Source organism: Faecalicatena contorta, assembly GCF_021531995.1.
Taxonomy (GTDB): domain Bacteria; phylum Bacillota; class Clostridia; order Lachnospirales; family Lachnospiraceae; genus Dorea_A; species Dorea_A contorta_A.
Genome location: NZ_JAFBIZ010000003.1, coordinates 1 through 12,158 on the forward strand (window position 1 = coordinate 1; position 12,158 = coordinate 12,158).

Below are 12,158 nucleotides of genomic sequence, written 5' to 3' on the forward strand. Positions count from 1 at the left end.
GGAGTATACTGTTCATTTTTGCAACATAATAAAATATGAGAAAAATAAAAATATTGGGAATCGCTCCCTATGAAGGACTAAAAAATGTAATGGATACGATTGCATCCCAGAGAAATGATATAGTCATGACCACTTATCACGCTGACCTTGACTATGCTCCTACACTACTGTCCGGTCTCGATCTGGAAACTTATGATGCCATCCTCTCCCGGGGCGGGACAGCCTTGACTCTTCAAAAACTGACAACACTTCCTGTTTTTGATATGGAGTTGTCTTATTATGATGTGCTGAATGCAATCACACTGGCAGAAGGCATTACTGAAAACTTTGCAATTGTATGTTATCCCAGCATTGCTGCACTCGCAGAACAGCTCGGAGATATATTAAATTATGACCTGAATATTCTGATTACGTATTCATGGGAAGATACAGTAAAACATATTGATACTCTGAGAAAACAAGGATGTGAGCTGGTCATCGGCGACATGAGTGCCTGCAGATATGCGAGAGAGTGTAATATTCCAAACATGCTTTTTAATTCCGGGAGTGAAACCATCAAAAAAGCACTGAACCAGATTGTAGAATTTTCAAAATATTATCTGAACTATCAGATTGAAAACCGTCTGATTAAGACAAAGATGATTGCAAGAGATGAAATGTATCTGATCTATGACGAAACCGGAATATTGTCTTATTCCTCCGTCAAAGGTCCTTCTCATTTCCTTACAACAGAAACCAAAAGATTAATATCAGATGTAAAAAAATACGGACATACTGTGTCAATCAAAAAAAGCAAAGGAAATACCTACAAATTCACCGGTGAAAAAGCTGTTTTGTCCGATACCCACTACTATCACTTTTTCATTGAAGTAAATAAGAAAGCAGAACTGGAGCTGACCGGAAGCATAATCAAATCAGAAACCACCGAATCTTCTTCCCAGTTTTTCTCTTTCCTCTATCATCACGAAGCATACCATGCAATCCGCCGGAAAATCGAAGATATCAGTAAGACCAGTCTTCCGGTATTCCTGGAAGGAGAGGGAGGCACCGGCAAAGACAGGCTCGCACAGATCATTCATAAAAGCAGCCGCCTCCAGTCATATCCGCTTTTTACAATCAACTGCGAATCCCTTACCGACGCCGAGATGAAAGAACTGGCAGGCAATACCAATTCTCCATTTTATGATAATGACTATACATTTTATTTTAAAAACTGTAACTATCTCAGCACTACTCTGATTGAACAGCTGATCACATTCATCACATCTACAAATATGTCAAGGCGAAACCGTCTGATTCTGTCCTGGCGGGCCGACGCCAGCAGATCGGACACTTCGACCACCCGTGAATATCTGATCAACAAGCTGTCCTGCATTCATATCGTGCTGCCAAACCTGTCTCATTTTATCGATGAGATACCAAAACTTGTAAATATGTATATTCATCAGCTGAACACCAGCCACGGCATGCAGCTGGCCGGTATCGAACCGGAAGCAATGAGTCTTCTCCAGGGATATCGATGGACAAACAATCTGGATCAGCTGAAGCGAGTGATCAACGAAGCGTTCTCCGGCACACATGGAGCTTATATCAAGGCTTCTCTGATCGCAGATATTCTCCGAAGAGAGACTGTTCTAAGTTGTAGGAATGGAACCGGCGCCATCGATTTTGACATTCATCGTCCCCTGAAAGACATCACATACGACATCATCATGCGCGTCCTCCAGGAAGAAAACTATAACCAGAGTGCCACCGCCGCAAGACTCGGAATCAGCCGAACCACTCTGTGGAGACTTCTGAAGCAATTCTGACATAAAAAAATTTCCACAAGGTAAACGCCGAAGCGTTCTTGTGGAAATTTATTTATACAGTTATATACAGTATTGAATATTATGAATTCGATTTATTGGTTATGTATCCTGCTGCCATAATGACGACTGTCACTGCAATTCCCAAAAACAGTGGATCAAACGGAAGATTCACAAAATTTCCTCCCAATACCGCTATCGGTCCTGCCGCCATAGAAACCAGTGTTACTCCAGATGAAACTTTTCCTTTTGCAAACAATGCGCAGGTAAGAGGGATAAACACAACGGTTCCCCTGATTCCCATAGATAAGAAACCAAAATCATTGATCACGCCGCCAGGAACTACCAACGCGATAATTGCTGCCAACACCAGAACAGCCACAATGGTAAATCTGATTGCATATAATTTCTTCTTAGTATCTGAAAATTTCTCAGATATCTTACATACGATATCATTTACCAGGATAGACGCAACTCCCATGGACAGACCTGCTCCGCCTCCGATTACCGTGATCAGCAGAGTTCCAAGCACGATTCCGCCTATAAACTGAGGCATATAATAGAGTACAAATGAAGGAAATACCTGTGAAGAATTCGCAATTTCCATCATTCCTTCCGGAATCTTTTTTCCTGCTTCCGTAAGTGCTGCAATCTCAGCTTCTGTCAGACAGTGATTTCGCATAAACATACCAATGAAAATACACGCAATTCCAATAGGCGGGATAAGAAGAGCACTTAACAGCGCCCCTTTTCTTGCCTCGCTGTCACTCTTAGCGGACCAGATTGCCTGTGCATAGGTCTGTGTTGCCAACACACCTAAAAGCAGTGAGATTCCGGATCCCATATCCTTAAGAAATCCTCTGGCAAACAGATTCACATATCTGCCGCTGATATCGCCTTCTGTCACTAATCCACTGATATTGCCCAGATCCGTACCTGCAAGCAAGTTATTTAATCCACCCAGGATTCCGGATAAACCGCCGCTTCCGGTAAGTACAATCACAAGCCCCAAGATAGATGCCACATAGAGTAATACCAGCTTCACTACTCCGCCCATCCCGGCTCCCCATGCACCGCCGAATACTACGTAAAATGCCATGATAATAATAGATATCGCTGCCGCAAGCCAGAATTGCATATGAAAAATAGTTGTAAGCAACGCACAGCTTGATAAAACCTGCGCAATGACACTGATAAATATACCAATGGAACATAATACTGACCCCGCATACTCTGCTTTTGGTCCATATTCTTTGCCAATTACTTCTAACAGCGTTACACTTCCACTATGCCTTAAAGGAATGGCATAACCAACCGCCAGTACCAGACAGCCGATTCCTGCCCCTAATGTGAACCACCATGCCGACAGTCCAAAATCAAACGCAAGCTGTGCTGTTCCGATTGTCGCCTGTCCGCTTACCAGACTTCCCATAATCGCGCCACAGACCATCAATTTTCCGCCTTTACCGCCGCCGGTATCAAAGTCACTTGCATCCGCCACCATCCGGCCGGAGTATATTCCTACTCCCATAATAAGAAGAATAACTAATATGATTCCAACTATATTCCATACGCCTATATCCATGACTCTCTCCTCTTTTTATAATCTGTTATACAGAACATCAAATCCCGGGAATACTGGTTCTCCAGTATAGGATTTTGGTTCCTCTTTTCCGTCAAGCACACGGATTGCGCCTGCTGCCAGCGCATCCATCTCATATTCACCCGGATACAATTTCACAGGTGCGATAAATTCGACACGCTCTCTGATCATTTCATCCATAATGTCAGAATATGCAACTCCTCCTGTAAGAATAATCGCATCCACTTTTCCTTTCATTACGGATGCCATTGCCGCAATATCTTTTGCAATCTGATAAGCTGTAACACGATATACCAATGCAGCAAACTGATCGCCTTCTTCTATCCTGCGTTCTACCTCGATGGCATCTGAAGTTCCAAGATGAGCTACCCATCCTCCGGTCTTCATGATCTTGGTAAACATTTCCTGCTTTGTGTATTTTCCTGAATAGCAAAGTTCTACAACATCTGCAAGCGGTGCCGTTCCGCTTCTGGTCGGTGCCATACGTCCTTCCCCGCGTGTACTGTCGACCGTATCGATCATCTTTCCCTGACAGTGTGCGCTGACAGAGATTCCACCTCCAAGATGTGCTACAATCAGATTTAATTCTTCATATGGTTTCCCGCAGTCAGCAGCATATTTTCTTGCAGCTGCTCTCTGGTTCAGCGGATGACCACGGCTGGTACGTATAACTTCAGCAAATCCCGTCATACGGGCTTCTTCTTCAAATTCATCCACACTGCTCGCGTCTACAATAAATGCACGTCCTTCAAATTCCTCCGCAAAATCCTTCGCAAGCAGAGGGCCAAGGTTTCCAGGGTGCTTGCTTCCCGGACCAATCTGACCGTCAGCATACATCCTGTCATTCACCTCATATACACCGCCATCCATCGGCAACAGACCGGTACAGATTGCTGAAAATGCATCTGCTGTCCCCGGATCTACTCCCTTTTCCTTCAGTGTCTTGATAATAATCTCCTTACGATAAGGAAGCTGATCTACGATATTGGGAAATACCGCCAGATCACTTGCAGGATGCGCAATATTTTCCGAAAAAATCTTCTTATCTCCCTCATACAGTGCTACTTTTGTTGAGGTTGAGCCGGGATTTAATACAATCACTCGATACATACATACTGCTCCTTAATTCTTATTCATTTCCTGTGCTGCAAGAACCGCAAGTGCAATCGAATTCATCTTAGACTCATCGGAGCTTGCACGTGAGGTAAGTACCATTGGTTTCGCAGCGCCCATAATACATCCGGCTTTTCTGCATTTCGCAAAATATTCCATAGATTTATTGAGAATATTTCCGGCTTCAATGTCCGGTGTGATCAGAACATCTGCATTTCCGGCTACCGGATGATCGATTCCCTTATGGTGTGCAGCCTCAGGAGAAACTGCATTATCCATTGCGAGCGGTCCTTTTACCATACATCCGGTAATCTCACCTTCTTCATTCATTCTGGTAAGCTCTGCCGCATCCAGTGTTGCCGGCATCTTCGGATTAACTTTTTCTACGGCACAAAGAACAGCAACCTTCGGATTCTCATTGCCCATTGCGTGTGCAATCTGTGTGCATGCTTTGATCAGATCTACCTTCTGCTCCAGTGTCGGTGCGATCGTCATAGCAGAATCGCTGAGCAGGAACATACGGTCAAATCCCTGTACTTCCATCAGACCCACATGGCAGATCAGATTTCCTGTACGAAGTCCGTATTCTTTATTCAGCAAAGCTTTCAATGCAACAGACGTATCCACAAATCCCTTCATTGGAAGAGATGCTTTTCCTTCTTTTACCAGCTTGATCGCTGTTGCACATGCTTCCGGTTTTTCTTCTTCATTTACGACTTCAAATTTTGACAGATCAATCTCATGCTCTGCCGCGATTTCCCGGATTTCTTTTTCATTCCCCACCAGATATGCACCCTTAATGATGCGATTCTGGTATGCATTCCAGACGGACATAAGAACGTCTGCATCCTGGGCAACAGCCACAGACAATGTCTGTGGCTCCCCATTTTGTACTTTTTCAATCAATTCTTCAAAACTACGAATCATAACCCAGTCTCCTGTAGTGCCTATTCTGCCCAGATCTCTTCGTCTGTCGGAATCGGTCTGTCTGGTAATCTATATGCGACTCTTGCAATGTTAACAAGATTATGCCACCATAAGTTCTCAGAGATTGAGTTGTTGCCCCATGTTCCGCATCCAAGTGTAGCTGTCGGATTCAGACCATTATCAAGTCCTCCTCCAAGTCCGGATGATCCGATCATGTTAACACCAACACGAGATACCGGGAGTAACTCTGCTGCATATTCTACATGTTCTTTTGTATTGGAATGTACTACTGCACTGTGTCCTGCACCTTCGTTCTTCAGGTTCGTAACAGCTACATCTACGGCTTCTTCCCATGTATCGTATGGTCTGATTGCAAGTACCGGACAAAGTTTCTCTTTTGCAAGATATTCATCTGCACCATATTTTTCAATCTTAACAAGGAGCAGTTTTGCATCTTCCGGGCACTCAAGACCTGCTGTCTTTGCGATAAATGCCGGTGAAGCACCAACAACATCTTTGTTGATTGCACCTGTCGGGAACATTCCCTTTCTTAAAGCATCTACATCTGCAGGCTCACTGATATAATGAGCTCCACGTTTTACGATCTCGCCTACCAGTTCATCAAACTTCTCAGCCGGAACGTGCACACACTGTTCACAAGTACACAGAACACCATTGTCATAGATACGGCTAACCACAACCTTGTCAGCTACATCTGCAATATCAGCGTCTCTGTCAACCAGTGTCTGAACGTTACCAGCGCCTACTCCAAATGCCGGTTTTCCGCTGGAATATGCAGCCTTAACCATTCCAGGACCACCAGTAGAGATACATGCGTCACATTCTGACATGAGCAGTCCGGAGATCTCAACAGTTGGTTCCGGTACGATCTGGATCAGATCTTCAGGAGCTCCAACTTCTTTCAATGCCTGTCTCATCAAATTAACAGTCTCAACACCTGTCTTCTTTGCACGTGGATGTGGTCCAACGATGATTGCGTTTCCACCTTTTAATGCGATCATTGCATTCTGCATTGGTGTCATGGTCGGGTTGGTTGTCGGAGACACAACACCGATCACTCCGATCGGTTTTGCAACCTTTACAATACCCTCTGCATCATCATATTCGATGATTCCACGGCTCTTAACACCTTTTAATTTTGCCCATACAGCTTTTGCTTTTCCTTTGTTTTTCTTGATCTTGTCTTCATAGACACCCATACGTGTCTCTTCTACCGCCATCTTTGCAAGCATTTCGCCGTTGTCATAGATAATCTTTCCGATTGCACGTACTGCTTTATCGACGTCTTCCTGCGAAAACTTTTCAAATACCTGCTGTGCAGCTCTACCTTTCTGAATCAGATCTAATACATATTCCTTTGCTTCCATTTCTACTCCTCCTTAAGCATAAGCTCTAAACGTTATATGTACAATGTACTACATTGTACATATCATTTCAATCGGCATTACATAAAAAAATAGTCTCGGTAAATTGTGCAAATTGTACAATTTACCGAGACTATTTATGTCTATTTTTTAACACTTTTGCTATTTTTTTATCAATTCGTGTCCTTGTTACATTCTTCAAAAGCTCTATAATAACAATTCCTGCCACAATTTCAGGCGTTCGTCCATGAAGTCTGCAATTGCTTTTTTATCTCTTGCCTCCAGAATATCCACCTCTTTCAGATAATTATCCGGAAGTGCATTCAGCATATTTCTCTCCACAGACACCTCGATTGCCTTATGCCTGGTAAACGACGCAATCTTCCGCACAATACTGTCCAGCTGATACAGCATACGGTTCTTGGATATCTCACTCAGATATTCGTTAAATCTTTTACTTGCCTGATACATTCTTTCAATGTCCGCAGGTTCTTCATTCATAATCTTCTGAAATTCCAGTCCGTACCCTCGAAGCTTACGTATCTCTTCGTCGGAGGCATTTAGAATTGCCAGATACAGCACCGAATTTGCGACTGCAATCTTCACTTCCAGAAGTTCTTCCATCGAATGCTCTGACAGAATCAATCCGTACAACAGAGGATCCAGGAGCTTATTATTATACTCTTCCACAACAAAGGTACCTTCCGAACGCCGGATCTCAAGAACACCAAAAGCAACCAGAACCTTCAGCGCCTCTCTGACTGCGTTACGACTTACCCCCAGCTTTTCACTGAATTCCACTTCTGTCGGGATCTTGTCGCCCGGCTTCAGTTCTCCGCTGATCAGCGCATCCGTAATTCTCTTCACGAGGATCTCTGAAATGGATCCCTTCGGAAGCTCCGCAAACAAATTATTATTTCCCATGTTTCATCACTTTCCATACCATATTCTCATTCATGTCCCCGCCCGGAACATGCAACATTGAGTCTATTATAGCAGACTGTTCAGACGATTTACAAGTAATATCCGAAATTATCTTAATATCCATACTCATCATTGAGTTAAGAACCCTGACTTTTATTCACCATACAGATGCCGACACAGACCAGAATCAGAGCCGTAACTCCCCGAACAGTAAATGCCTGATTCTTTTCTCCCAGCAATATTGCAGACAAAATCACTCCAAACATCGGATTACTGAACCCGAAGATCGCAACTCTTCCCACCGGATTACAGGAAAGCAACAGACTCCAGAGCGAGTATGCAACCGCAGATATCAGCCCCATATATACAAGGAGCATTGCAGACGCAGCTGTAAAACCACTCACTCTTCCGCCGCCGACAAGTCCGATTGCAGAAAGCACAACACCTCCAAACAAAAACTGATAACCACACAGGGTAAATGTATCTTCTTTCGCCGAATACCTTTTGATCAATACTGAAGATAACGCGGATGCAAACGCCGACAGCATAATGGCTCCTTCTCCTGCTAATGACAGATTCAGATCGATTCCGGCACCTGTAAGATTGATCAGCACAACCCCTGCGAATCCGATGATACACCCTGCCATTTTGCCGGGAGTAATCTTTTCACGAAAGGCCACTGCTGACAAAAAAATAGCAAAAAACACATTGGAAGCTGTGATGATCGAAGATTTCACCCCTGTTGTATGTGCCAGTCCCATATAGAAAAAGACATATTGAAAGATTGTCTGCACCGCTCCAAGCCTGATCACCATAGACCAGGAAGAACGCTTCGGACAAAGAATACGTCCGCTCATAAGGCTGCCAATCACGATCACCATGATTCCTGCCAGCGAAAACCGGTATCCGGCGAACAAAAGCTGTGACATCGAATCCCCTTCTGCAATCTCAAAAAGCCTGTACCCTATTTTGATGCTTGGGAAAGCACTTCCCCAGAGCAGGCAGCACAGCAGAGCTACAGCACAGACCATACCCGGTTTTGTAATCGTTAATGTATCTTTTTTCATAAGCTGAACATCCTTATCATTTTCGTCTCTATTTCGTCCCATAAAAAATATATATGGAAAACAGTGTTTTTTCAACATCTTTCTTGCAACAAAATTCTTTCCCTGTACATTTTTACTGCCGATGTAGTACAATAAAGTGGAAAAGGAGTGAAAAAATATGAACCAAACATTATTAACAGATAAAAAAATCGCCGTTGTCGGCATCGGCGGAGTCGGCGGATATCTTGCGGGAATGCTTGCCAAACACTATCCGCATGTCACATTTGCCGCAAGGGGAAAACGAAAGGAAGCCCTCCTGAAACACGGACTAATCCTTCACAGTGATTATAACGGAGAGATTACTGCATTTCCGGAAAAAATAGTCACGGTAGAAGATATGGAAGAACAGGATTACATTTTTGTATGTGTGAAAAATTACTCTCTGGAAGAAGTATGCCGGAGCATGGCCCATGCTATCACAGATCATACTGTGATCATTCCTGTTATGAACGGAACCGATCCGGGAGACCGGATCCGAAACATCCTGCCCCAGGGAACAGTCGTGGACTCTCTGATCTATATCGTTGCATTTGCCAATGCCGACTATTCCATTACTCAGCAGGGCAAGTTCGCCAATCTGTACATCGGAATCAAAAATGCCGACGCTTTACAGGCGCAGGCAGTCTCCGAAGTTTCCGGTGTTCTTACGGGTGCAGGTATCGACCACAAATGTGCTCCTGACATTGAACAGGCCATCTGGAGAAAGTATATCTTAAACTGTGCATACAACGTTGCAACCGCTGCCTATGACAACACTATCGGTGAATTGCGCTCAGACCCAGAAAAAACGTCCGAATATGAAGCTCTCGTGCAGGAAGCCTACCAGATTGCCCTTGCAAAACAGGTAGACATCCGGCCAAAACACATCGAGATCATCATCGACAAATTTCACAATGACTATTCCGACGATGCTACCAGTTCTCTCCAGCGGGATATCCGTACGGGGCTGCAGGCAGAGCTGGATACCTTCAGCGGATATATTGTACGAGAGGCAGAAAAGTATGGAATATCCGTACCGGTTTCCAGAAAAATGTACGAGATACTGAAAGAAAAAACAGGACTTTTGTAAATATCAGAAACTCGGCAACTGATTATTCATTGGGTATGTCGGGGAAAACGCTGACTTCATGGTTCGATACCAGGATATGTATTTTGGGCGTATTGAGAAAAATTGAACGATTCCCCCAAAAAATCTTGGGAACAATTAAAAGTAAGTCTATAATTGGGCATTGATATGATATTATGCAAAGATTGCCCAATTATAGCGCAAACAACTTGAAACATTCTAAATAAAATCGAAAAAAGAGGATGTAAGAAGAAAAATATATTGTATATGCCCATCAGAGCACTCTATTAAGAAAGATGCAACGAGACAGATTCTCCGGAGTCTGTCTTTTCATTTTGTATAAAAAGGCGCCTCCCAAGCTATCTTATCTTGAGAAACGCCTCATAATTTTAACTTTCGATTCAGTTTAGTTTGCAAGCATCATACGGTCATTTGCGAATTCTCCGCCACTTACTTCTTCAAATTTCCGAAGAAGATCTGCCACCTTCAGATTCTTCTTTTCTTCTCCGCAGACATCGTAGATGATCTTTCCTTCATGCATCATGATCAGACGATTGCCGTGTGCAATCGCATCTTTCATGTTATGTGTGACCATCATAGCGGTCAGATGATGTTCTTCAATGATCTTGTCAGAAAGCTCCAGTACCTTTGCCGCCGTCTTTGGATCAAGTGCCGCTGTATGTTCATCCAGAAGAAGGAGCTTTGGCTCTTTGATGGCCGCCATAAGAAGAGTAATCGCCTGTCTCTGTCCACCGGACAACAATCCGACTTTACTGCTCATACGGTCTTCCAGACCAAGATCCAATTCTCTCAACTGCGCTTTGAAATCTTCTCTCTCTTTTTTTGTGATTCCCCATCCCAGGCCACGTTTCTGCCCGCGCCTTGCGGCAATCGCCATATTTTCTTCGATTGACATGGTCGCTGCTGTTCCGGTCATCGGATCCTGAAATACACGTCCAAGACAGGAGGCTCTTTTATGTTCCGGAAGATCTGTAATATCTACTCCGTCTACGATAATATTACCCTGATCTACCGGCCATACTCCTGCAATCGCATTCAACGTCGTGGATTTTCCCGCGCCGTTTCCACCAATGATCGTAACAAAATCTCCCGGATTCAGCTGAAGATCCACTCCGTCCAATGCAACTTTTTCATTAATTGTACCTTTATTAAATGTCTTATGAAGATCTTTGATTTCCAACATATATGCCATGCCTTATGCCCTCCTGCGTTTCGTAGAATATTTTTCCTTCAGATACGGAATTGCAAGGAAAACTGCCACAACGATTGCAGAGAATAACTTCATGTAATCAGACGGCATCTTCAGCCATAATACAAGTGTATATGCTATGTAATACAGAATTGCACCCACAAATAAAGAAGCAAGTGTATATGCAAAAGCAATCTTTTTGCCTGCACACAGCTTTCCAAATATGACTTCGCTGATAATCACGGCTGCAAGACCGATGACAATTGCTCCACGTCCGGAGTTTACGTCAGCAGATCCCTGATACTGTGCATAGATTCCTCCGCACAGACCCACCAGTCCATTTGAAATCATAAGTGCAATTACTTTTGTAAAGTTGGTATTGATGCCCTGTGCACGGGCCATCTGCTCATTACATCCGGTCGCACGGATCGCAGACCCAATCTCTGTACCGAAGATCCAGTACACCACTGCCACCAGTGCAAGGCAGATCACGATCAAACGAATAAAGAACAGATAATTGTCTTGTGCAGACACAAATCTCAGGGAAGCTACCAGTCCTTTCTGTCCGATTCCGATACTCTGGTTTGCCTTCCCCATAATTCCCAGATTCACCGAGTACAATGAAATCTGAGTCAATATACTTGCCAGAATTCCCGGAATTCCAAGAGCGGTATGCAGAAGTCCTGTAGCAAGTCCTCCGAGCATTCCTGCCAGCGTTGAAAATATCAGAGCCAGTGCCGGATGCATTCCTCCCTGTATCAACATAACTGCCACAGCGCCTCCTGTAGCAAGGGTACCATCAACTGTCAGATCCGGAAAATCCAGAATACGATACGTGATGTACACACCCAATGCCATGATTCCCCATATCAGACCCTGTGCCACATTACCCGGCAGTGCACGGACCAGCGTCATCGGATCTAATGCTGCAAAATAAGCCACCATTTTATCTTGTTCCTTTCTTTTTATCTTATTTTTATAACCTTAAGTACGCCGAAGCAGATCTGCCGCGGCGT

10 protein-coding genes are annotated in these 12,158 nt (G+C 43.9%); 2 read left to right on the forward strand and 8 right to left on the reverse strand.

What is annotated here, in order from left to right; genetic code table 11:
- The first annotated feature begins 35 nt into the window (after positions 1 to 35).
- Positions 36 to 1,811 carry a sigma-54-dependent transcriptional regulator gene (locus JQM82_RS00680; protein WP_235247922.1) on the forward strand — a complete coding sequence of 592 codons (1,776 nt, stop codon included), beginning with the start codon at positions 36 to 38 and terminating at the stop codon, positions 1,809 to 1,811.
- 79 nt (positions 1,812 to 1,890) lie between these two features.
- Here JQM82_RS00680 and JQM82_RS00685 read toward each other — a convergent pair whose 3' ends face one another.
- The 6 genes from JQM82_RS00685 to JQM82_RS00710 all read right to left on the reverse strand — a co-directional run bounded on the left by JQM82_RS00685 (position 1,891) and on the right by JQM82_RS00710 (position 8,827).
- Positions 1,891 to 3,393 carry a sodium:solute symporter family protein gene (locus JQM82_RS00685; RefSeq protein ID WP_235247923.1) on the reverse strand — a complete coding sequence of 501 codons (1,503 nt, stop codon included), beginning with the start codon at positions 3,391 to 3,393 and terminating at the stop codon, positions 1,891 to 1,893.
- A 15-nt stretch (positions 3,394 to 3,408) separates the two neighbouring features.
- Positions 3,409 to 4,521: a butyrate kinase gene (gene buk / locus JQM82_RS00690; RefSeq protein WP_235247924.1), complete on the reverse strand. Its 1,113-nt coding sequence runs from the start codon at positions 4,519 to 4,521 to the stop codon at positions 3,409 to 3,411.
- A 12-nt stretch (positions 4,522 to 4,533) separates the two neighbouring features.
- Positions 4,534 to 5,451, reverse strand: coding sequence for a phosphate butyryltransferase (locus JQM82_RS00695; RefSeq protein WP_235247925.1), 918 nt, complete (start codon positions 5,449 to 5,451; stop codon positions 4,534 to 4,536).
- 20 nt (positions 5,452 to 5,471) lie between these two features.
- The gene (locus JQM82_RS00700) at positions 5,472 to 6,839 is read right to left on the reverse strand and encodes an aldehyde dehydrogenase family protein (RefSeq protein ID WP_235247926.1); all 1,368 of its coding nucleotides are present in this window, start codon (positions 6,837 to 6,839) and stop codon (positions 5,472 to 5,474) included.
- A 204-nt stretch (positions 6,840 to 7,043) separates the two neighbouring features.
- Positions 7,044 to 7,760: a FadR/GntR family transcriptional regulator gene (locus JQM82_RS00705; RefSeq protein WP_235247928.1), complete on the reverse strand. Its 717-nt coding sequence runs from the start codon at positions 7,758 to 7,760 to the stop codon at positions 7,044 to 7,046.
- 137 nt (positions 7,761 to 7,897) lie between these two features.
- Entirely contained in the window at positions 7,898 to 8,827 is a 930-nt protein-coding gene (locus tag JQM82_RS00710; RefSeq protein ID WP_235247930.1) for a DMT family transporter, read from the reverse strand.
- A gap of 157 nt (positions 8,828 to 8,984) precedes the next feature.
- On the opposite strand from JQM82_RS00710, the gene JQM82_RS00715 reads away from it, so the two are divergent.
- On the forward strand, positions 8,985 to 9,935 hold the full coding sequence (locus tag JQM82_RS00715) for a ketopantoate reductase family protein (RefSeq protein WP_235247932.1): 951 nt from the start codon (positions 8,985 to 8,987) through the stop codon (positions 9,933 to 9,935).
- 403 nt (positions 9,936 to 10,338) lie between these two features.
- Here the strand turns inward: JQM82_RS00715 and JQM82_RS00720 are convergent, their stop codons facing one another.
- Positions 10,339 to 11,136 (reverse strand): ABC transporter ATP-binding protein, encoded by a 798-nt coding sequence (locus tag JQM82_RS00720; protein WP_235247981.1) that lies wholly within the window; start codon positions 11,134 to 11,136, stop codon positions 10,339 to 10,341.
- A gap of 12 nt (positions 11,137 to 11,148) precedes the next feature.
- Positions 11,149 to 12,087 (reverse strand): ABC transporter permease, encoded by a 939-nt coding sequence (locus JQM82_RS00725; protein ID WP_235247934.1) that lies wholly within the window; start codon positions 12,085 to 12,087, stop codon positions 11,149 to 11,151.
- Positions 12,088 to 12,158: the final 71 nt, after the last annotated feature.